Source organism: Phycisphaerales bacterium (genome assembly GCA_040221175.1).
Taxonomy (GTDB): Bacteria; Planctomycetota; Phycisphaerae; order Phycisphaerales; family UBA1924; genus JAHCJI01.
Window position 1 is genome coordinate 677,851 of the sequence record JAVJVK010000004.1, and the last position, 20,346, is coordinate 698,196.

The window sequence follows — 20,346 nt, forward strand, 5'->3', positions numbered from 1 at the left end:
CCCGCTTGCGCCGAAGCATCCCCGTCATCCTGATCCTGCCGGTCGCGGCGGCTGTCTACATGGCCGACCCGATTCGGCGGCAGGGCCCGATGCTCGATCCTGCGTCGGTGGACGTTGACGCGCATGTGCTCCAGCAAGACGTCGCCGGCTGGGTGCGGACGGAGACCTCGCAGCAGATGCCGCTGGCATTCCCGCCGCACAACGCCGTCCGGATCGAAACCATCCGATACGTCATCCGCAGTACGCCCGAAGGCGATATCGGCTTGCTCGATGACGATCGCAGGATCATCGCCGAGGCCTTCCTGCGCATCGTCATCGCGCAAGATCGTCGAGACCTGCTCGCGTTCGACCCGATCGAGGCCATGCGTTCGGGTGGATGGTCGGGCCAGGCCGGCGAGGATACGGACGAGCTTCGCCGGACGGTTCATCAGCGTGGCCCCGGACCGTTCACCGAGAGCGTCACGCTCGACACCGCCTACGTCGCTCCTGGTGCTTGGGGAGCCGACCCGGCCGTCCTGAACGCTGCTGGTGATCTTGATCGTGGCTGGCCCGGCCAGGGCGCCATGGTGCAACTTCTCATCGCCGACGCGCCGAGCGAGCAGGATGCCCAGGCACTGCGCAACGTCGTACGGTCGGCGGCCGAAGCGCTGGCCGAAGCGCTAGCCGGGAGCGAGGCGCCATGATCGCCGAGCCGGCTGGCACCCCCACCATCTTCGGCCTCTCGGCCGTGGCGCTCCACGATCGCTACTGGGCGTCGCGCGGGGTGCAGGTTGTTCGACAGGGCCTGGCCACGCCGCTCGTGCGCCACGCCCAGTTGTTTCTTCTTCTGCAGCCTCGCACGCTGTGCCTCTTCGAGCTGCCCCCGGTGGTCGACCATATCGTGTGGGATGATGCCGACCTGGTCATGCTGCGCCTGCAGGACATCGACGAGCACGCCTATCGCGAGCGCATCGTTGCGGATGACCAAGGACGCTTCGTGCAACTCGAACGGGTCTACGGCAGCGACGATTCACGATTTGCTCGGGCTGCGGTAACCAATCGGCCCACGGTCGCCAGACTGTGGCAGGAAGCCGAAGACCGTCGGGACGGATGGCGGAAGCTCCGACGGGCCGTACGACGCGGACAACGTTGGCCCATGGGCATCGATGCGCGGGTGTTCGATGCCGACGACCCCACCGAGCTCGCCCGGTGCGCCCGCCTGCTGGTCGAACGCTGGCACACGCCCAACAGCACCATCGAGCGCGCCACCCAGCGCGGGGGCGGCGCCTGGATCGACCCCGACGCCACGCTGGGCAAGGACGCCCAATGCATCGGCAGGGTCTGGGTGGGCGCCGGACGCACCGTCGCCGACGACGAGATCCTCGTGGGCCCGGACATCGCATGGGACGACCCCGCGCACACGCCCGACCCCGGGGATGTCCGCTGGCTTGATCTTCAGCCCACCGAACGGACCGAGCCCCTGCACCCGCGCTCCCTGCCACCCCTGGAGCGTGTGCTCAAGCGGGCGTTCGATATCGTGTTCGCGATCATCGCCCTGGCCCTGACGCTGCCGATCTATCCCTTCGTCATGCTGGCCATCTGGCTCGAGGACGGGCGGCCGTTCTTCTTCGCGCACACGCGCGAGTCGCTGAACGCCAAGGACTTCCCTTGCCTGAAGTTCCGCTCGATGCGCAAGGACGCCGAGAAGATGAAGGCCGAACTCGCCGCGCTCAACCAGGTCGATGGCCCACAGTTCTACATCAAGGACGACCCACGGCTGACGCGCGTGGGCAAGTTCATCCGCAAGGTACAGATCGACGAGTTGCCGCAGTTTATCAACGTCCTGCTGGGCCACATGTCGGTCGTCGGGCCGCGCCCAAGCCCATACAAGGAGAACCAATACTGCCCCGGCTGGCGCGAGGCGCGGCTGAGCGTGCGCCCCGGCGTGACGGGGCTGTGGCAGGTGAAGCGCACTCGCGCGGCCGACAGCGACTTCCAGGAATGGATCCGCTACGACATCGAGTACGTCGAGAACATGAGCCTGTGGCTCGACCTGAAGATCATCTGGCGCACCATCGCGCAGATCATCCGCTCGATCAAGCGCTCTTGACTACCAGCTCGGCTCGCCCAGCGGCTCGCCCTCGTAACGCTCGACGGGCACGCCCTCGGGCATGGCCTTGAGGAACATCGACCCATACCGCGCCGTCACGATGCGGGGGTCGAGCACGACGACCTGGCCCGTGTCGCTCGCGCTGCGGATCAATCGGCCGAAGCCCTGCTTGAACCGGATCACCGCGCGCGGCAGGCTGTCGATGCGGAATGGGTCCATGCCCTGCTCCTTCAGTCGCTCGGCGCGCGCCTCGGCCAGCGGACGATCGGGCGGGTCGAAGGGCAGCCTCGTAATGATGACGTTGCGCAGGCTCTCGCCGGGCACGTCCACGCCCTGCCAGAAGCTCGCAGCGCCGAAGAGCGCCGAACTCGGGTCCTCCCGGAAACGCTCGAGGATCACCGCCCGCGAGCCGTCCGCTTCCTGGGCATGCACGTTGATGCCCATGCGGCCCAGAGGGTCTCGGCAGGCTCGGGCCATGTTCCGCAGCAGTCGATGGCTGGTGAAGAGCACGAACGCCCCGCCGCGCGTGGTGCCCACGTGTTCGACGATCGCGGCGGCCAGACGATCCTCGTAGCCGCGGTCGAGCCCGCGGCCGGGTGTGCCCACGCGCTCGTCGACGACCAGCCGTACCTGGCGTTCGTAGTCGAAGGGCGAGCCGAGCCGCAGCGTCGATGCGCCGTGGGCCCCCAGGCGGGCCATCGCGTGGTCAAAGCCCTTGCTCTCGTCGCGAGAGCTCGTCGCCAGGGTCGCGCTGGTCAGGCACACCGAAAAGTCTCGCCCGAACAGGTGCTCGTTCAGCAGCGGGCCCACGTCGACCGGGGCGCTCGTGAGGCTTATGCGCGGCCGGCCCGTCGTGCTTCGGCTGGCGTCGATCCAGTAGACGTATCCCGCTTGCTTCTGCTCGATGAGCTGCGCGCACGAGCTGGCGATCTCGGCCGCCCGCATGGCGTAACTGTTCAGCTCGAACCTGTCGGGCTCGAACTGCGGCTCCTCGGGCAGGGCGTCCTTCAGCCGTTTCAGCCGGCCGGCCAGTTCATCGAAGGCGGGCGTCACCGAGTTACCCACGACCTCCGGCTCGCGCACGCGGAGCGAGCCGCCCTCGCCGCCGCTCTTCTCGCCCGCGACGACTCCCAGCGAACCGAAGAACTCGCGAGCGGCAAGTTCGGCCTCGTGCACGGCATTCGCCGCCGCAAGCACCGGGCGATCGTCGGGCAATTCCAGGTTCGCCAGATACCCCTTGTTCGTCCGGCTGTTGAGCAGCACGCCCAGCAGGTGCATCACGCGGCCCTCTGTGAGCGAGATGCCGAAGTGGTCGGCGGCGACCTCCTCCACCGTGTGCGCCTCGTCGAGCACGACGTGGTCGTACCTTGGCAGGAAGCCCGTGCCGCGCGACCGGAGCGCCATGTCGCTGAAGAACAGCGCGTGGTTGGTCACCAGCAGGTTGGCCCGCTCCATGTCCCGCCGGGCGTTCTGGTAAAAGCACTGCTGGTACCGCGGGCACTTGCGGCCCATGCAGTTGCCGCTGTCGCTCTGCACGCGGTCCCACACACCCGGTTTCTCGAGCGCCGGCAGCGTGCTGAGCGTGCCGTCTTCGGTGACATAGGCCCATTCTTCGATCGTGCCCAGCGACCGCCGACTTGGCTCATCGCCGAAGAGCTTCAGGCGCCGCTTGCTGGCAAGTTCCAATCGCCGGATGGAGAGGTAGTTTCCTCGTCCCTTCACGAGCGACGCGTGCAGCTCGCTCGTCGCGCCCGGCTGAGCGAGCAGCACCGGTTGCAACACACGCTGAAGCAGCGGAATGTCTCGCGAGATCAACTGCTCCTGCAACGCAATCGTGTGCGTTGAGACCACGACGCGCTCGCCGAAGAGGATCGCCCGGATCATCGCCGGCACGAGGTAGGCAAAGCTCTTGCCCACGCCCGTGCCCGCCTCGGCCAGCAGGTGGGCGCGGTTCTCCATCGTCCGCTGCACGGCGTCGGCCATCTGCAACTGCTCTTCGCGCGGCTCGTACCGCCCGCCCAACGCCTCGGCGATGGGGCCGTCAGTCTCCAGCAGGTCGCGTGCGTCGGCCATCAGGTTCCCAGCGGCTTGCGCTTGGGCTCGCCATTGCCGCGCGGGTAGGCCTTGGGCGTCGGCCGCATCTTCTCGAGGATCACGATCCGGCCCGTGGGTGTCTCGACGGTGCCGGCGTGGTGGCTCAGCAGCATGTGCAGCGCAGCCTTGGCATTCTCGAGTTCCTCGCCAGCCCGTTCGCCCTTGATGAGCAGCGCGACGCCCCCCGGCTTGACGAACGGCGTTGCGAGTTCGGCGATGGTCGCCATGGGCCCCACCGCCCGCGCGATGGCCGCGTCGTAGGCGTCGCGGTGCTCGGGGTCTCGGCCGGCCGCCTCGGCGCGCGCGGTGACGACCTTCGAGTGTTCCACGCCCAACACGTCCATCGCCGCGCGCACGAAGGCGGTCTTCTTGGCCGTTGCGTCGAGCATGGCGAACCGCAGGTCGGGCCGCACGATCGCCAGCGGCACGCCCGGCACGCCCCCGCCGGTGCCGATGTCGATGACAGTTGCCCCAGCGGGCAACTCGGCCAGGGGCGCCATGAGCGTCAGCGAATCGAGGATGTGCCGCTGCCAGGCCTCGGCCGGGTCCTTGATGGCCGTCAGGTTCATCCGCGTGTTGGCGTGCAGGAGCAGGGCAAGGAAACCGCCCAGCTTCTCCACCTCGCCGGGCTCGAAGGCGATGCCAAGTTCGGCGGCCTGGGCCAGGAACTCGGGCGGCGCCGGCAGCGGCTCCTTGGGCGCGTCGGCAAGGATCTCGGCGACGAACGCCTGGATGTCGCGCTCTTCCTGGTTGGCAGGCTTACGGGCTGGGGCGGGTTCGGACGTTGCTGAGGACCGGTTGGGCATCACCCTCAGCGTATTCAAACGACGGGCGATAGGACTGGCTGGACCGCCGCAGGCCGACGCCCAGCACCAGCCCGGTGGTCAGCCAGACGGCCACGATGCTCGACCCGCCGTAGCTGAGAAAGGGCAAGGTAATCCCCACGATTGGCAGCAATCCGACGTTCATGCCCACGTTCACGATGGTCTGCGCGGCGATCAGGGCGGCCAGCCCCACGCACAGCAGCCGGCCGAAGGGATCGGCACACATCGCCGCCACGCCCAGTGCCCCCAGGAGCCAGGCGAGGTAGAGCCCAAGGATGCCCACGCCGCCCCAGAAGCCAAACCGCGTGACGAGCACGCTGTAGACCATGTCGTTGTGGGCCTCGGGCAGGCTGTTGTAGCGGATGAGGGCCCGGGCGTGCTCGTCGCCGTTGCCCGTGGTCAGGCCCGCGCCCATGACGCGCTGGGCGGTCAGGCTCTGGTAGTTGATGCCATCGGCGCCTTCGCGGCTGCCCTGGATCTGGCGGATGAGCCCCACCACCCGCTCCTTCTGGTAGTCCTTCAGGAACGGATAGCTGGCCGGTGCGGCCATGGCTGCCACGAGCGCGATGACCGCCAGATGGCGGAGCTTGGCGCCCGCGGCGATGATGACCGCGCCCAGCGCCGGCACGATCATCATGGCCGTCCCGAAGTCTGGCTGGAGCATGATCAGGCCGATGGGCACGAAGGCGATCATCGCCGGCCCAATCAGCCCGAGGAAGCGACGGTGGCTCCGGCGATATCGCATGTGCCAGGCAAGCATGATCACGAAGACGACCTTGGCCACTTCCGAGGGCTGGAAGTCGACCGGGCCCAGATCGATCCAGCCGCGCGTGCCGTTGCGGGGCGTCACGATGGACGCGGGCACAACGGGAATAAGCAGGAACACCAGCAGCGCCAGGGTGGCGATGGCCATCGGCCAGCGCAGGAACCCGATCAGCCGGTAGTGCGGCACGCACGCGGCGCCGGCGGCCAGCACGCCCGCACCGACGAAGATGAGCTGGCGGTGGGCCGTGGGGCTCAGGCCGGCAGCGTCCTCGCCACGCGTGGCGATGTCGATGGCGTAGACGCCCAGCAGCGAGAGCGCCATGGCGGCGCCGAAGCTCAGCCAGCCCAGGTTGGCGATGGCCCACCGGGCCCGGGAGCCCGACCCTTCGGCCAGCATGAACCCGTGCAGGCGATCGAGCATCAAGGGCGCCCACCCTCCGAGCCGCGGGGCAGGTAGCCCTCGGCCTGCAGTGCGTGGACGATCTGGTTGGCGATGGGCGCACTGACGCGTCCGCCGCTGCCGGCAAACTCCATCATCACGCTGATGGCGTACCTGGGCCGGCCACCTTCCGGCCCCACCAGCCCGACGAACCAGGCGTGCGTGTAGTGCGTGGTGACCGGCTCGAAGACGGTGCTGGCGCCGGGTGGCTCGGGGTCGCCCTCTTCGATGACCGTGCCGTCGGGCGCGATCCTGCGTTCCTTGGTCAGCGTGGCCCTCTGCTGGGCGGTGCCCGTCTTGCCCCACACGCTGACGCCCGGCGCGTTGAAGTACTCGACGCGCTGGCCGTTGATGGTCGTGTGGTTACCCGTCCCGTACCGCGGATCGTTGACGCTCAGCCACAGGCCCTCGAGGGCGCGCTCGACGGCGGTGGACTCCAGGCCGATGTCCTCCCGGCGGACCGGCGAGCCCTCGCGCACCAGCGTGGGACCCAGCCGTTGGCCGCCGCGCGCAAGCGTGGCGTACGCGTCGGCCGCCTGAAGCGGGCTCCACGCGACGGGCCCCTGGCCGATGCCCATGAGCACCGCGTCGATGCGGGTGGGTCGCACCTCGATGGGGTTGCCCTGGTCGTCTCGCTCGGGGATCAGGCCCAGGATGCCCGGTGCGCACGCGACGGCGTCCAGCGGCTGGGAACCAACGCCGAACTGCCGGTAGGCCTCGACCATGCGGTCGTAGCCCAGTCGGCCCCCAAGCTCGTAAAAATAGATGTTGCACGAGCACATGAGCGCATCGACCTCGTCGGGATCGCGGCCCAGTTGCATGCTGTGGGTCAGGTTGTTGTAGACTCGCCGGTAGATCCAGCATCGCAGGATGTCGTCCCGCCCGGGCAGGTAGTGGCCGGTGCACTCGATGTGCTCGCCCAGTTGCTGCTCGCCCCGGCTGGCCGCCCAGACCAGCGTGAGGGCCTTGGCGATGCTGCCGGGCGGGTAGATCGCCGAGGTCGCACGATTGAACCGTGGATCATCCCAGTCCTGCGCCTCGACGTTGTCGGGCCTGGTGGCGCTGCCCACGGGGTCTTCGGGGTCGACGGTGGGCGTGGAGACCAGCGCGAGCACCTCCCCCGAGTCGATGTCGATGACCACGGCCGCGCCGGCCAGGGGCAGGCCGTCGTCTCGCCTGGAGGCGCGGTCGCCGTGCCACGCCTGCGCGACGGCCAGCCCGACCTGGGGGCTCATGGCCGCGGCGATGCGGGCCTGGAGCATGGCATCGAGCGTGAGCGTGACGTCGCGGCCGGGAGTTGGCTCGGTGACCTGCTGCTGGCCGGTATCCAACCGGCGAACGCGCACGCCTCGAAGACCCCGCAGCGTGTGCTCCATCCTGGCTTCGACGCCGGCGTGGCCCACGTGGTCGCCGGGCATGTAGGCGCCGCGGTCGCCGCCGCGATCGGTGCGCGCCAGGGCCACCTGCTCGGGCGTTGCCTGCTCTTCGAGCCACTGGCGGCGACGCTCGGGATCTTCCTTGTACACGCGTGAGCGGGTGCTGCCGACGATGGCGTCCAGCGTGCCGCGCACGGTCACGCCCACGGCGCCTTCGCCGCGCCCGCCCCGGCCGTCGCCGCGCAGCGGACCGGGCAGCGTCGAGCGGTCGACGTCGACCGTGATGGTCTGGTAGGGGTACTGCCGATCGCGCGAGAAGCCTGCGTCCAGGCCCGGGCAGACGGGCAGCTCGACCCGGGCGCGGCGGCCGGTCGCGGCGCCGTCCAGGTCGAGCACCGGGGCCTCGAACATCGTGGTTCGCTCGGCCAGTTGCATGACGGCAAAGCCGACATCGTCGCTGACCAGTGGCACGACGGTGTGCGGCTCGGTCTGCTCGCGCACGGGCCGACGGGCCTGGCGTTCAAGGCGTTTATCCAGGTCGGCGGTCAGGGCCTGGCCTCGGTCCAGGGCGCGCTCTTCCAGTTCCTTCTTGCGGTGGGCGGCGTAGCGGTCGGCCACGTCATCGACGCGCCGGACGATGGCGGCGCGGCGCTCCATGAGATCTTCCAGCGGCACGCCGGTGACCAGGGCCAGCTCGGCGAGCCCCCGCTCGACGTGGGCCTGGAGGAAGGGCTCGTAGCTGCGCGCGAGCGCATCGCGCTGCTCGGGCGCGATCTCGCGCCACGTTTCGGCGTGGGCAGCCCGCGCAAAGCGGACGGCCCAGAGCTCGGCCCAGGCGCCACCCAGCACGGCGTAATCGACGCGCACGTCGAAGCTGGGGCGATCCTGGGCCAACACCCGGCCCGTGCGGTCGAGGATGCGGCCCCGCACGGTGGGCTCGAAGGCCAGACGCTCGAGCCGCCGCTCGGCCTCCTGGCGAAGCTGGGCCCCCTGGACGAAGCTGAGGCGGCCAAGCTGGGCCGTGAGGGCGGCAAAGCCAAGCAGCCCCAGGGCGGCCAGCAAGAGCAGCCGCCCGTGGAACATTCCCAGGCCGTCTTTTTCGTACATGCCCATGGGCGGCGTCCTTGCCTGCGGGTGGGGCTCAGCGTGCGATGCGGGCCGTCCGGTGGCCCACAGAGGGTATCGGGTGTTGGGGCGAGGGGGCACGAAGGCCGCGGGCCCGAACGCCGGAGATGCCCCGGGCGCCGCGTCCCGGCCGCCGGACGAGGCAATAGGCCCGTCGAACAGAGCGCCCGGCCCGCCGATCGCCGCGCACGGCCCGTCGATGGGAGCGTTCGGCCCGCCGATCAGAGCAATCGATCCATCGATCATCGTGATGGATGGCGGGATCACGACATCCGGCGGGCCCAAACCGCCCTGGCGCGGCGTGAGGGCGGTTTCGATATTGGGACGTGGCGTGTGTGCGGGGTGGCCCGAGGTCTGGCGGTTGCCGCCGCACCTCGGACGCCCCACAACCAGCGGCCCGCGCGGGCAGGCCGAGTTCAGGGATCATGATGGAGCCGGGCGTTATGGGCCGGTCGCGGCGTCGTTAGCGTCGTACGCGTCGTGATAGAGGGTGTCGTCGGTCTGGCCATCGGTGTTCATGTCCACGCGGCGGGCGCCAGTAGCGATCAGGTCGTTGAACAAGGTCATGTCGTAGAGATCGGTCCCATCGTCGAAGTCGAGGCTTCCGGGGTCGGGTGTTCGCGGCGAAATGGCCTTGCAAACGAGACCACGATCGAGGACAATGGCGGCATGACTGCCTCGCAAGCCTGCCATGCCGCCGCCATCGCCCTCGCCGGTTTCATGCTGGCCAAAGCGACGTTGGCCCAATGTCCGCGGCAGATTCTCGAATCACCCTCGGCCTTCGCCGACTCGTTTGGCGGCGCCGTCGCTATCCACGACCGCCACCTGCTCGTTGGCGATGGCGGGGAGCATTCGCTCTGCGGCGATGTCTTCTGTGCCAACGGCCTTGTGTACGCCTACGAGCGAGACGGCGCCGGGGACTGGATGCTCCGGCAGGTCATCGAGCCCGCTGACCTCGCATGGAACCACCTGTTCGGTGCGGGCATCGCGTTGGACGGCGACCGCGTCCTGATCGGTGCCGCCCGCATCGGCAGCGGAGGACAGGCAAACTACGAATTCGAGTTCGATGGCGAACGGTGGCGCGAGGTCAGCCTGTTCCAGTCGCCCGATACCCGGCCTAAAGACGCGGCACGTGCGCTCTCGGGGGATACGGCGCTGGTGCCGTACGCCTTCGACGGACTGTTTGTTTTTGAGCGGGTCGACGGGGTGTGGCAAGCGACGGAGGATCTTCGAAATCCAGACAAGCCCATCGGCCGCAGCGACTTCGGCGTGTCCGCCGCGCTGAACGATGAGTGGGTCGTGGTCGGAGCGACGTACGAAGATATCATTGCGATCAACGGTGGCGCAGCCTACGCGTATCGCCGATTGCCGGATGGTGGCGTTGAACTAGCCCAAAAGCTCGTCGCGCCAGACGTGCTGGATGGCCCTCGCTTCGGTGCGCCCGTCGTGCTCCACGACGACCAGCTCTTCATCGGGGCCAGGCTCGCCAGCCGAACGGCCAGGGGCCAAGGCGTCGTCTACGTGTACGAACTCGAAGAAGGCCTCTGGACCCTTGCCGACGAGATCACGCACTCGAATCCCGAACGCTTCGATGGCTTGGGACGATCGCTCGCCGTCGAGGGCAACAACCTCGTCGTTTCAGCGCCCGGCGCATCAACGCCCACGGCCAGCGGCGGGGCCTTCCTGTTCCGGCGGGATGCGTCGGGGCTGTGGATCGAGGACACGCGGATCAGTCCCGTGCAACCCACGACGTCGTTCGGCGTCGGTGGGATCTCCGGCTCGACGGCGGTCTTGGGTTCGCCCGGCGCCGTGGTCGGAACTGGCTTCCCCGGCGTGGTCGAGATCTTTGATCTGGATTGCGACGCCTGCCCCCCCGACCTCGATTTCGACGGCGCCCTGACCATCTTCGACTTCCTCACCTACCTCAACCTCTTCCAAGACGCCGACCCGCAAGCCGACTTCGACGGCGACGGCGAGCTGACGATCTTCGACTTCCTGGCGTTCCAGACGGCGTTCGACGCGGGGTGCCCATAGCGAGCACGCTGGGGGCCGGGACGTTCTGCGCGATCCTTCGTGCTCATACCCTGTCTCCATGGCCGCCGCCGAGCCCCGCACCATCCTGCACGCCGACCTCGACGCGTTCTTCGCGTCGGTCGAGCAGCGTGACAACCCCAAGCTGCGTGGCAAGCCGGTGCTGGTGGGCGGCGGCGGCAAGCGCGGGGTCGTCGCGGCGGCCAGCTACGAGGCGCGGAAGTTCGGGTGCCGCAGCGCGATGCCCGGGGCGGTGGCGGCCCGGCTGTGTCCGCAGGCCATCTTCGTCAAGGGCCGCTACGACGCGTACAAGGAAGCCAGCCGGGCGGTGTTCGAGGTGTTCGAATCGGTGACGCCGCTGGTCGAGCCGCTGAGCATCGACGAGGCGTTCCTGGACGTCACCGGGAGCCTGCGCCTGCTGGGCGAGGGCGAGGCGATCGCGCGGCAGATCAAGCAGAGGGTGTTCGAGAAGACCCAGCTTCGCGTGAGCCTGGGCGTGGCGCCCAACAAGCTGGTCGCCAAGATCGCCAGCGACCTGGGCAAGCCCGACGGCCTGGTCGTGGTGCGCCCGGGCGAGGTTGGGTCGTTCCTCGAGCCGCTGGAGATCGCGCGCCTGTGGGGCGTGGGCGCCGTGGGGCAGCGCAAGCTCGAGCGCATCGGCGTCCGCACGTTCGGCGACGTGCGGAAGCTGGAGCGGCAAGCGCTCTCGGCGATGTTCGGCAGCCTGGGCGAGAGCCTGCACGACCGCTGCCGCGGCATCGACGATCGGCCGGTGGTGACCGACCGCCGGGCCAAGAGCATCGGCCACGAGCGGACGTACGGAGACAACCTTGTGACGCTGGAACAATGCCACGCGCAGGTGGTCGACCTTGCCGAGCGTGTGGCGTGGCGGCTTCGCCGTGCCAACCGTGCCGCGGGAACGATCACGCTGAAGGTGCGCAATGGCGAATTCAAGACCATCACGCGGGCGCACACGCTGGCCGAGCCCACGCACGACAGCGGCACCGTCGTGCGCGAGTCGTGCGCTTTGCTCGATGCCTGGGCGCGAGCGAGGTTCGAGCCCGTGCGGCTGCTGGGCGTGAGCGCGAGCCACCTGCACACGCCCGAGGGGCCGGGGCTGTTCGACGCGGCCGAGCACGAGCGGTCCAGCCGGGTCGATGAAGCGGCCGACGCGATCCGCAGCAGGTTCGGCGATGCGGCGATCGGTCGTGCGAGTTCGCTGGATCGCTAGGGCCTGAGCCGCAGCCGGATCGGGCCGCGGGCGTCGTCCGGGCTGACTTCCTGGGCGCCCTTGGTGATCACGAGCGAGCCCTGGCGCACGAGGCGTCGCGCGGCCCGACGAGTGCGCTCCATCAGCGGCTTCCAGTCGTCGGGCTCCACGGCCCGGGCCGCCTCGCTGGGGCAGATGGTGGCGCCGCGATCGCGGCTTGCGAGCACGCCGAGGATGGCTTGTTCGAGCCGGGCATCGAGATCGCCGGGCTTCTCGCGGCGACAGAGGTCCGAGCAGTAGCGAACGGTCTCCCAGGAACGCTCCCACTTCTTGCGCCACGAGAACGTGCGGCCGCACGTCTGGCAGATCTTCGTGGGCACGTCCGGGGGCGTCACGAGCCCACCGCGCGGGGTTTGGCGAGCGGATCGACCCGGGGCGTCGGATCGCCATGGCCGCGGATGCGCTGGGCGATGCGCGGCCAGGCGCGCAGCGACATGCCGGCCGGAAGGGACGCCAGGATGCCGTCCTGCTGGCTCTTGGTCAATCGCAAGACCTGCTGGACGGGCATGCCGGCGAACCTGCGGGCGGTATACGCGGCCATGGTGGCGCGCAAGACGCGGGCGATGATGGCGCGGCGTGGGAGCACGCCCGCGCCGATGGCCTCGAGCGCGAGGCTCGCCTGGGTGCGGATCGAGTGACGGCTCCGATCCCGGCTGAGGCGATGCACGCCCTGGCAGTCGGCCACGGCCACGCTCGGGGTGTCGCCATCGAACGAGACGATCAGGTTGCTGGGCTTGTGATCGCGGTTGTGCAGGCCCGCGGCAAGCAGGCACCCGACCTGGAGCCCCACCGCGTCGGCCAGGGCATGCTGACGCTTGAGGGACAACTGGCCCAGTCGAGCCTGGTCCATGCAATGCAGCAGGCTCTGGCCCTGGAGACGGCCCATGATCAGGCAATCCTCGCGAAGGCCGGATTCACGACGGCTGAGCAGGGCCAGCATGGGCGCGCAAGGGATGCCCTCTGCCGCCAGCAGTGCTGCTCCGGCCCAGTGCCGGTCTCCCGCGGCAACGCCCATGCGGGCGCGGGCACGGGCGAGCGGGCCGCGATAGCGGTAGAACTTGAGCACCACCGATTGGCCGCGCAGCTCGGCGGCCAGCACCCGGACGCCGGCATCTTCCTTCAGGAGGACCGCCTCATCGGCCCATGGCTCGCTGGCCAGGGCGCTGGCCCATTGGGGTCCGTCGCCCAAGGCGCCGTGTCGGCGAGCTGTGAAGCTGGGAGGCTCGGGCATCGGGCCCTAGTGTACGTTCGGGCGGTTTCAGGCCGCCGGATGTCCGATTTTCTCTCTGCCGCGAGGGACCGGCCGCGACGGCGACCGCCCCCGAGGACGCCCATGCCCCCTGCTCCAAAGCCGCTCTCGGTGGCGATCATCTGCAAGAACAACGCCGACACCATCGGCAGGACGCTTGAAAGCGTGCGCGGGCTTGGTCATGAGATCGTCGCGGTGGATTCGGGCTCGACCGATGGCACGCTGGCCATCCTGCACGAGCACGGGGCGCGGGTGATCGAGGTCGAATGGCTGGGATACGTCGAGACGGTGCGGTATGCCTACGAACAGTGCCAGCAGCCGTGGATCCTGCCGCTCGACAGCGATGAGTCGCTCGAGCCGGAGCTCCGGGCGTCGATCGAGGCCCTCGATCTGGAACGCGCTGGCGGGCCCACAGGCTACCGCGTGAACCGCAAGGTGTTCTTCAAGGGCCGGTTCTTCGAGCACACGTGGCAGCCCGAGTGGCGGCTGCGGCTGGTTCGCAAGCACCGATACCACTGGCACGGCATCAACCCCCACTACGACCTGCGGCCGCTGGAGCCCGGCGAGGTGATCGAGGACCTGCGGGGCGACCTGCGGCACGACAGCTTCGCCAGCTTTGCAGATCTCATGCGAAAGCACGTAGGGCACGCCGAACTGATGGCCAAGGGGCTCCACGAGCGGGGAAAGCGGGCCAGCGCGTGGAAGCTGGCGACCTCGCCGCCGCAGGCGTTTGTGCGGCAGGCGATCTTCAGGCGGGGATACAAGGACGGCACGCGTGGATGGGCCGCTGCCGGTGCGATGGCGGCTTATACCCTCATGAAGTACGTGTGCCTGCTGGAGCTTCAGGACCAGACGGGCCGACAGGACAGGGAGCGACTTTGACGACGATTCAAGAGGAGCGAACACCCGTGAGTCAGGCCGCAGCCGTGGATTTGTCCGGTGTCAACAAGACGCTGCAGTTCGAGGATGCCCGCGACCCGCGCGTGGCGCCCACCGTGGCGGACATGAAGAAGTGGGTGCTGCGCTGGCGGCTCAAGGGCGAGCCCCTGGGCGTCAACGGGGCGGTCAAGAAGCGGTGGTATGTGCGGCCGCACAAGATGTGGGAGTACAGCCGCGGCCTGGCCCTGACCGGTGCGAGCGGGCCGACGCGCGAGCCGGGGGCGAAGCTGCACTGCCTGGACGTTGGCGGCGCGATGACCCTGCCGATCTTCTACCTCGGGAGCCTGGGCGACCGGGTGGTGTGCCTTGACATCGACCCAACGATGACCCGGCAGAGCATGGACGCGGCCCGGCGGCAGGGGCTGGACCTGGACTGCCGGACCACGAACCTGGGCGAGGAGGACCCTTCGGCGGCCGACCTTGGCGTACCGGAGGCTGGTTTTGACCGCGTGTATTGCTTCAGCGTGATCGAGCACATCCTGCCGCCCGAGCAGGAGCGTGTGGCCAGCCGCATGGGCAAGTTGGTCAAGCCGGGCGGGATGCTGTGCATCACGTTCGACTTCGGGGAAGACGGGCCCATGGAGGCTCCGATGCGGACGATGGACGACGCGCACGAACTGGGCAAACTCATCGGGCTGCCGCTGGTGGGCGGAGACTTCGTCGACACGGGCGACCGCTACCCGCTGAACCGCAAGCACCCGCAAGCCCGCTATACGTTTGGTTCGATGTTCTTCCGCCGGCCCGAGGCCTAACGAGCCGATGAGTTGGTGCTAGCATTGTCGCCCTTATCGTGAGGGCGAAAGACGTGCCCGCGGCTGATACCGCGTCGAGGACACCAATGGCCAAGAAGACCACCAAGAAGGCCGGCACCACCGGCAAGAAGACCACCAAGAAGACGTCGAAGAAGAAGACGACAAAGAAGACCGCGCCGGCCGCCGCCGCCGCGGGCAAGAAGACTTCGAAGAAGACCAGCACCAAGAAGACCAGCAAGAAGGTCTCCAAGAAGACCCCGACCACCAAGAAGACCGGCAAGAAGGCCACCAGCCGCACCGGCCGCAGCAAGGTGACGCGCACCAAGGTGCACGCGATTCCGTCGAGCTGATCGTGACCGCCTCGGTTCGATCCAGCCACCAAGGCCGCGGCGGCCACGGGCCCGCCGGAGAGGAATTCCGCCCTGCCTCCTTCAAAGAAAAACAACAAGAAGAAGCCCGCCCCCACGCCCTCCAAGGGCGGCGCTGCTCGCGGCCGGAAGTCATCGTCCGGCAAGCCCGAGCGTGACGAGACCATCTTCGATCGCTCGGTGACGTTCGACGATTTCGATCTGGTCGAAGACGTACTCGAGGGGGTGGACGACGAGGGATTCGTCCACCCCACCATGATCCAGTCGATGCTGATTCCCGTCGCGCTGACGGGCAAGGACGTGCTGGGCCAGGCCAAGACCGGCACGGGCAAGACGGCGGCGTTCGGCTTGCCGTTGCTGTCCCTGATCGATCCCGGCGACTCGTTCGCGGGCCTGGTTCTGGCACCCACGCGTGAACTGGCGCTCCAGATCACCAGCGAACTCCAAACCCTGGGCAAGCACAGCGGGCTGAACGTCGTGGCGATCTACGGCGGCGACCCGATCGAGAAGCAGGCCAAGAAGCTGGCCAGGAAGCCCGAGATCATCGTGGGCACGCCCGGCCGCGTGATGGACATGGAGCGGCGGGGCTACCTGCGCTTCGACAAGATCCAGGTAGCGATTCTCGACGAGGTCGACCGGATGCTGGACATTGGATTCCGCGAGGACATCCGTCGCATCATGAGCGCCTGCCCCAAGGACCGCCAGACGATCTTCGTCTCGGCCACGCTGACCGAAGAGATCGAGAAGCTCGCCCGGCAGTACATGAACAACCCCGAGAAGCTGGTCGCCTCGGCCGGTTCGCTGACCGTCAGCGTGGTGGAACAGCACTACCTGACCGTGCAGCCGTGGGACAAGAAGCGGCTGCTGGTGCACCTGCTCACGCACGAAGAGCCCGCGCTGACGGTCGTCTTCTGCCGGCTCAAGCGCGTGGTGGACGACCTTGAGAAGCTGCTGCGCGACAAGGGCATCGACGCGGTCGCCATCCACGGCGACATGCGGCAGAGCAAGCGCAACAGCGTGATGAGCCGGCTTCGCACGGGCGAGCTCGGCGTGCTGATCGCCAGCGACCTGGCCAGCCGCGGCATCGACGTCGAGGGCATCAGCCACGTCATTAATTACGACCTGCCCGAGGACCCGGATCTGTACATCCACCGCATCGGGCGCACGGCGCGTGCCGGTCGCGGCGGCGTCGCGTGGAGCCTGGTGACCCCCGAGCAGGGCAAACTGCTGACCGAGATCGAGACGCGGATCAACACGCACATTCCGTACATGGACTACCCGGACTTCAAGCCCGGGCCCGAGCCGGCAGCCGTGCGTGAACGACGTGAGCAGGAAGCGGCCCGCGAAGAGCGCTCCAAGCAGCGAACGTTGGAGCGTCAGGGTAAGGTGTTGCCCAAGACCGCCGACGAGAGCAAGTTCCCCGGCGGGGTGGTGCCGACGAAGCTGCCGCCCAAGCGCATGGGCGGCCGTCTGTCGGGTCGGCGATAGCCCGCGGCTTTGCCTGGCTAGCCCTGTTTGCCCATTTTCGTGAGCGCCTTTTCACGGCTTGGCGCAATCGTGAAGAGGCGATCGACCCGCGTGGTCTTGAGCACCGCCGCGATGGGCTTGGCGAGGTTGCAAAGTGCAAGCGAGCCACCTTCGCCCATGCACAACTCACGCAGTTGCACGAGCATGGAGATGCCCGCGCTGGACATGTATTCGACGCGGGACATGTCCAGCACCACCCGTCCTCGCTGTCGGGCAGCATCGGGCATGGTCTCGGCCAGTACGTCGGCAGCGTCGGACTCGCTCAAACTCGGTCCTTTGGGCGAAACCACCAACACGCCCGAGCAGATTTCACGAAGGGTATTGAGGCCCTCGACGATGGGCTGGTCCGGGGTTTCGGCATGCCTCGGCATAGTGGCTCTCCGTTTCGGGTTCGGCCCCGAATGTACAGGATCCATCGGTCGGTATGTGCGAACGGTGAAGTGCGTCCGCCCCACCCTCGATCGGTCGTACCGGCAGGGGATGGTAAGCGGCTGTTACCGGACGGGCGGTTAGCCTGCCATTGCCGGATCCGACCGCTGGACGCACCTCTGGGGTTGAGCTTGGTTTCCCCCACCTACACCTTTAAAGAAGGAGAGATCGAATGATGAATTTCACGGAATCGCTGTCGACTCGCATGATCGCCGCGGCCGGCCTGGCCGCCACCGCGACCGCCGCCTTCGGACAGTGCGTGCCCACATGGGACTATGCGATTGGCAACCCCGGCGTGGCAGACGGCTACGTGCAGCCCATGTTTGTTTGGGAAGGCGACCTGTACGCGGGTGGCTCGTTCCCCATGATCGGCGGCGTGAGCGACACCGCATACATCGCCCGCTGGGACGGCAGCGCCTGGAACAGCCTGGGCACGCCGGGCATCGACCCGGGCTCGTCCAACGCGTTCACCACCAGCTTCGAGAGCTTCGACGTGAACGGCACGGAGGCGCTGATCGTCGGCGGCTTCTACGCCAGCGCTGGCGGGCTGGCCAACTCCATGTCCATCGCGGCCTGGGACGGGACGGAGTGGCTCTCGATGGAGCCCGACTTCGCGCTCTTTGACGCCATCTGGGGCATGACGACCGGCGACCTGGGCGACGGCGAGCGTCTGTACGTCGGCGGCGCCTTCGAGGGCATCGGCAGCTCGGCCGGCGCGGGCGTGGCCCAGTGGGACGGCACGAGTTGGGCGCCCGTGGGCGGCGGCGGCACGTTCGTGGGCACCGTGTTCGACGTGGTCATCTTCGACGACGGCTCGGGCCCTGCGCTCTATGCCGGTGGTCGCTTCAACACGATCGACGGCGAGCCCATCCTGCTGCTGGCGCGTTTTAAGGACGGCGCCTGGGAGACCGTGCAGGACGGCCTGTTCGGCACCTCGCCGGTTGCCGACGCCGGCCAGCTGGCGGTTTTTGACGACGGCAGCGGCCCGGCCCTGTACGTCGGCGGTCGCAGCTTCTTTGCCGCCAGCTCGTCGGACATGGCCGACGTGTATAAGTGGGACGGCACCGAGTGGTCAGGCGTCGGCCAGGACTTCACCGGCATCGTCAGCGACCTGTTCGTCTGGGACGATGGCAGCGGCGAAGCGCTGTACATGGCCACCAGCAGCTCGGACCTGGGCCGCCTGGCTCGCCTCGAGGGCGACACCTGGGTGACCGTCGATGGCGGCGCCGACGGCGGGTCGGTCTTCGGCCTTGCCGAGTGGAACGGCGACCTGTACGTTGGCGGCAGCTTCGAGACCGTCAACGGCGAGGCCGCCAGCGGCATCGTGCGCCGCACCGGCTGCACCGCCAGCGATTGCTACGCCGACTTCGACGGCGACGGCGAGCTGACCATCTTCGACTTCCTGGCCTACCAGAACGCGTTCGACGCGGGCGACCTGGTGGCCGACTGCGACGAGGATGGGTCGCTGACCATCTTCGACTTCCTGTGCTTCCAGAACGGCTTCGACGCCGGCTGCCCGTAAGCGGCACGGCGAGAAGGCCCGTATAACGGGCACTCCATTCAGGATTTCCAGAAATGCCCCCGATTCAGCGAATGAATTGGGGGCTTCTCTGTTAGCATGCCACACGGCCGTGGGCCGTTGAGGGACCCCATCAGGAGAGATTTTTCATGCAGACGAAGACCGTTCTTGGCATTCTTGCGGGCGCCGGCTTGGCTTGCGCCGCGCACGCGCAGTGCGATCCGGCGTGGGATGGCGCCATCGGCAACCCCGGCCTGGTGGACGGCTATGTCCAACCCATCATGAACTGGGACGACGGCTCGGGGGAGAAGCTCTACGTGGGCGGCTCGTTCCGCGGCATTACCGGCGTGGCGGGCTCGACCATCCTCGCGGCGTGGGATCGAGACACGAACACGTGGTCGCGCGTGGGCACCCCCGGCCTGAGCACCGGAAGCACCAACGGCTTCCTGACCACAATCATGCCGTACGACGTGTTCGGCGAAGAGCGACTCGTCGTGGCCGGGTTCTTCGCCAGCGCGGGCGGCGTCACCGACACCCGTTCGATCGCGGCGTGGAACGGGACCGAGTGGGTCTCGATGGGCGCGAATCTGCCGGCGCCCCAAAGCATCTGGGCTATGACCACCGGCGACGTGGGCGATGGCGAGAACCTGATCATCGGCGGCGCGTGGCCCGAGATTGGCGGCGAGTTCGCGGCCGACCTGGCCCAGTGGGACGGCGAGCAGTGGCTGCCCGTGGGCGACGGCCTGGGCATCACCGGCTCGTTCAGCCCCACCGTCTTCGCCATCGAGATGTTCGACGACGGTAGTGGTCCGGCCCTGTATGCCGGCGGCCGCTTCGACAGCATCGGCGGCGCCGCGGGCACGAGCCTGCTCGGCCGATTCGACGGCACCTCCTGGGAGGCGGTCGGACCTGGACTGCTTGCCGGGAGCATCACCTCCCAGGTTGCGGCCATGACCGTCTTTGATGACGGCACCGGCCCGGCGCTCTACGTCGGCATGGGCAGCGGCGTGCGCATCCCAGGCGTGCCCTTCGCCAGCGTGTACAAGTGGGACGGCGCGGAATGGTCGGCCGTGGGTCAGGAGTTCGGCGGCCGCGTGACGGACCTGCAGGTGTGGGACGACGGCACCGGCCCGGCCCTGTACGTTGCCGGCACGGCCGTTCCGCCCATCGAGTACCTCGCGAAGCTTGTCGACGACGAGTGGATCCCCGTCGACGGCGGCATCGCCAGCCAGCCGGCCACCAGCGGCACGTTCGCCAGCGTCTTCGGCCTGCACGTGTGGGACAACGATCTCTATGTGGGCGGCAACTTCACGCTGGTGGGCGATCCGGCCATCGACGTACGAGGTCTCGTCCGCCGCACCGGCTGCGCCGACTCGGCGTGCTTTGCCGACTTCAACGAAGACGGCGTCCTGGACATCTTTGACTTCCTGGCGTTCCAGAACGCGTTCGACGCGGGCGACCTGGCGGCCGACTGCACCGAGGACGGCTCGCTGGACATCTTCGACTTCCTGTGCTTCCAGAACGCGTTCGACGCGGGCTGCGAGTAAGTC

The 20,346-nt window shown here is 68.3% G+C and carries 18 protein-coding genes; 10 read left to right on the top strand and 8 right to left on the bottom strand.

Annotated features, from left to right (window positions below; all coding sequences use genetic code 11):
• Nucleotides 1-5: 5 nt before the first annotated feature.
• Both RIE32_05210 and RIE32_05215 read left to right on the top strand, forming a co-directional pair.
• Nucleotides 6-683 (top strand): hypothetical protein, encoded by a 678-nt coding sequence (locus RIE32_05210; protein ID MEQ9095644.1) that lies wholly within the window; start codon nt 6-8, stop codon nt 681-683.
• Nucleotides 680-2,089 (top strand): sugar transferase, encoded by a 1,410-nt coding sequence (locus RIE32_05215; protein ID MEQ9095645.1) that lies wholly within the window; start codon nt 680-682, stop codon nt 2,087-2,089. Before RIE32_05210 ends, RIE32_05215 begins: the two co-directional genes overlap by 4 nt.
• Here RIE32_05215 and RIE32_05220 read toward each other — a convergent pair whose 3' ends face one another.
• The 5 genes from RIE32_05220 to RIE32_05240 all read right to left on the bottom strand — a co-directional run bounded on the left by RIE32_05220 (nt 2,090) and on the right by RIE32_05240 (nt 9,279).
• Nucleotides 2,090-4,162, bottom strand: coding sequence for a helicase C-terminal domain-containing protein (locus RIE32_05220; protein ID MEQ9095646.1), 2,073 nt, complete (start codon nt 4,160-4,162; stop codon nt 2,090-2,092).
• Nucleotides 4,162-4,989, bottom strand: coding sequence for a 16S rRNA (guanine(527)-N(7))-methyltransferase RsmG (gene rsmG, locus RIE32_05225; GenBank protein ID MEQ9095647.1), 828 nt, complete (start codon nt 4,987-4,989; stop codon nt 4,162-4,164). Before rsmG ends, RIE32_05220 begins: the two co-directional genes overlap by 1 nt.
• Nucleotides 4,943-6,193: an FtsW/RodA/SpoVE family cell cycle protein gene (locus tag RIE32_05230; GenBank protein ID MEQ9095648.1), complete on the bottom strand. Its 1,251-nt coding sequence runs from the start codon at nt 6,191-6,193 to the stop codon at nt 4,943-4,945. The genes rsmG and RIE32_05230 overlap by 47 nt, the downstream gene beginning before the upstream one ends.
• The gene (locus RIE32_05235; GenBank protein ID MEQ9095649.1) at nt 6,193-8,700 is read right to left on the bottom strand and encodes a penicillin-binding transpeptidase domain-containing protein; all 2,508 of its coding nucleotides are present in this window, start codon (nt 8,698-8,700) and stop codon (nt 6,193-6,195) included. The genes RIE32_05230 and RIE32_05235 overlap by 1 nt, the downstream gene beginning before the upstream one ends.
• Nucleotides 8,701-9,153: 453 nt before the next feature.
• The gene (locus tag RIE32_05240) at nt 9,154-9,279 is read right to left on the bottom strand and encodes a hypothetical protein (protein ID MEQ9095650.1); all 126 of its coding nucleotides are present in this window, start codon (nt 9,277-9,279) and stop codon (nt 9,154-9,156) included.
• 102 nt (nt 9,280-9,381) lie between these two features.
• Between RIE32_05240 and RIE32_05245 the strand changes: the two genes are divergently transcribed.
• Nucleotides 9,382-10,746, top strand: coding sequence for a GC-type dockerin domain-anchored protein (locus RIE32_05245; GenBank protein MEQ9095651.1), 1,365 nt, complete (start codon nt 9,382-9,384; stop codon nt 10,744-10,746).
• 58 nt (nt 10,747-10,804) lie between these two features.
• Nucleotides 10,805-11,974 (top strand): DNA polymerase IV, encoded by a 1,170-nt coding sequence (locus tag RIE32_05250; GenBank protein MEQ9095652.1) that lies wholly within the window; start codon nt 10,805-10,807, stop codon nt 11,972-11,974.
• Here RIE32_05250 and RIE32_05255 read toward each other — a convergent pair.
• Together RIE32_05255 and RIE32_05260 are read right to left on the bottom strand one after the other, a co-directional pair.
• The gene (locus RIE32_05255; GenBank protein MEQ9095653.1) at nt 11,971-12,333 is read right to left on the bottom strand and encodes a DUF2256 and DUF3253 domain-containing protein; all 363 of its coding nucleotides are present in this window, start codon (nt 12,331-12,333) and stop codon (nt 11,971-11,973) included. The two genes, RIE32_05250 and RIE32_05255, sit on opposite strands and share 4 nt — an antisense overlap.
• Nucleotides 12,334-12,344: 11 nt before the next feature.
• On the bottom strand, nt 12,345-13,244 hold the full coding sequence (locus RIE32_05260; protein MEQ9095654.1) for a hypothetical protein: 900 nt from the start codon (nt 13,242-13,244) through the stop codon (nt 12,345-12,347).
• 102 nt (nt 13,245-13,346) lie between these two features.
• On the opposite strand from RIE32_05260, the gene RIE32_05265 reads away from it, so the two are divergent.
• From RIE32_05265 to RIE32_05280, 4 genes are all read left to right on the top strand, one after another.
• Nucleotides 13,347-14,144, top strand: coding sequence for a glycosyltransferase family 2 protein (locus RIE32_05265; protein ID MEQ9095655.1), 798 nt, complete (start codon nt 13,347-13,349; stop codon nt 14,142-14,144).
• 26 nt (nt 14,145-14,170) lie between these two features.
• Nucleotides 14,171-14,953 carry a class I SAM-dependent methyltransferase gene (locus tag RIE32_05270; protein MEQ9095656.1) on the top strand — a complete coding sequence of 261 codons (783 nt, stop codon included), beginning with the start codon at nt 14,171-14,173 and terminating at the stop codon, nt 14,951-14,953.
• A gap of 86 nt (nt 14,954-15,039) precedes the next feature.
• Nucleotides 15,040-15,303 carry a hypothetical protein gene (locus tag RIE32_05275; GenBank protein ID MEQ9095657.1) on the top strand — a complete coding sequence of 88 codons (264 nt, stop codon included), beginning with the start codon at nt 15,040-15,042 and terminating at the stop codon, nt 15,301-15,303.
• Between the two features lie 198 nt (nt 15,304-15,501).
• Nucleotides 15,502-16,809: a DEAD/DEAH box helicase gene (locus RIE32_05280; GenBank protein ID MEQ9095658.1), complete on the top strand. Its 1,308-nt coding sequence runs from the start codon at nt 15,502-15,504 to the stop codon at nt 16,807-16,809.
• A 17-nt stretch (nt 16,810-16,826) separates the two neighbouring features.
• On the opposite strand, the gene RIE32_05285 is transcribed toward RIE32_05280, so the two are convergent.
• Nucleotides 16,827-17,219: an STAS domain-containing protein gene (locus RIE32_05285; GenBank protein MEQ9095659.1), complete on the bottom strand. Its 393-nt coding sequence runs from the start codon at nt 17,217-17,219 to the stop codon at nt 16,827-16,829.
• Nucleotides 17,220-17,449: 230 nt separating this feature from the next.
• Between RIE32_05285 and RIE32_05290 the strand changes: the two genes are divergently transcribed.
• Together RIE32_05290 and RIE32_05295 are read left to right on the top strand one after the other, a co-directional pair.
• Complete coding sequence (locus tag RIE32_05290; protein ID MEQ9095660.1) at nt 17,450-18,799, top strand: GC-type dockerin domain-anchored protein; 1,350 nt, start codon at nt 17,450-17,452, stop codon at nt 18,797-18,799.
• A 146-nt stretch (nt 18,800-18,945) separates the two neighbouring features.
• Nucleotides 18,946-20,343, top strand: a complete 1,398-nt coding sequence (locus RIE32_05295; GenBank protein MEQ9095661.1) for a GC-type dockerin domain-anchored protein — start codon at nt 18,946-18,948, stop codon at nt 20,341-20,343.
• Nucleotides 20,344-20,346: the final 3 nt, after the last annotated feature.

Coding starts and splice junctions, on each gene's coding strand:
- RIE32_05215 (MEQ9095645.1), top strand. CDS start 680: ATGATCGCCGAGCCGGCTGGCACCCCCACCATCTTCGGCCTCTCGGCC.
- RIE32_05220 (MEQ9095646.1), bottom strand. CDS start 4,162: ATGGCCGACGCACGCGACCTGCTGGAGACTGACGGCCCCATCGCCGAG.
- rsmG (MEQ9095647.1), bottom strand. CDS start 4,989: ATGCCCAACCGGTCCTCAGCAACGTCCGAACCCGCCCCAGCCCGTAAG.
- RIE32_05230 (MEQ9095648.1), bottom strand. CDS start 6,193: ATGCTCGATCGCCTGCACGGGTTCATGCTGGCCGAAGGGTCGGGCTCC.
- RIE32_05235 (MEQ9095649.1), bottom strand. CDS start 8,700: ATGGGCATGTACGAAAAAGACGGCCTGGGAATGTTCCACGGGCGGCTG.
- RIE32_05240 (MEQ9095650.1), bottom strand. CDS start 9,279: ATGACCTTGTTCAACGACCTGATCGCTACTGGCGCCCGCCGCGTGGAC.
- RIE32_05245 (MEQ9095651.1), top strand. CDS start 9,382: ATGACTGCCTCGCAAGCCTGCCATGCCGCCGCCATCGCCCTCGCCGGT.
- RIE32_05250 (MEQ9095652.1), top strand. CDS start 10,805: ATGGCCGCCGCCGAGCCCCGCACCATCCTGCACGCCGACCTCGACGCG.
- RIE32_05260 (MEQ9095654.1), bottom strand. CDS start 13,244: ATGCCCGAGCCTCCCAGCTTCACAGCTCGCCGACACGGCGCCTTGGGC.
- RIE32_05265 (MEQ9095655.1), top strand. CDS start 13,347: ATGCCCCCTGCTCCAAAGCCGCTCTCGGTGGCGATCATCTGCAAGAAC.
- RIE32_05275 (MEQ9095657.1), top strand. CDS start 15,040: ATGGCCAAGAAGACCACCAAGAAGGCCGGCACCACCGGCAAGAAGACC.
- RIE32_05285 (MEQ9095659.1), bottom strand. CDS start 17,219: ATGCCGAGGCATGCCGAAACCCCGGACCAGCCCATCGTCGAGGGCCTC.
- RIE32_05290 (MEQ9095660.1), top strand. CDS start 17,450: ATGATGAATTTCACGGAATCGCTGTCGACTCGCATGATCGCCGCGGCC.
- RIE32_05295 (MEQ9095661.1), top strand. CDS start 18,946: ATGCAGACGAAGACCGTTCTTGGCATTCTTGCGGGCGCCGGCTTGGCT.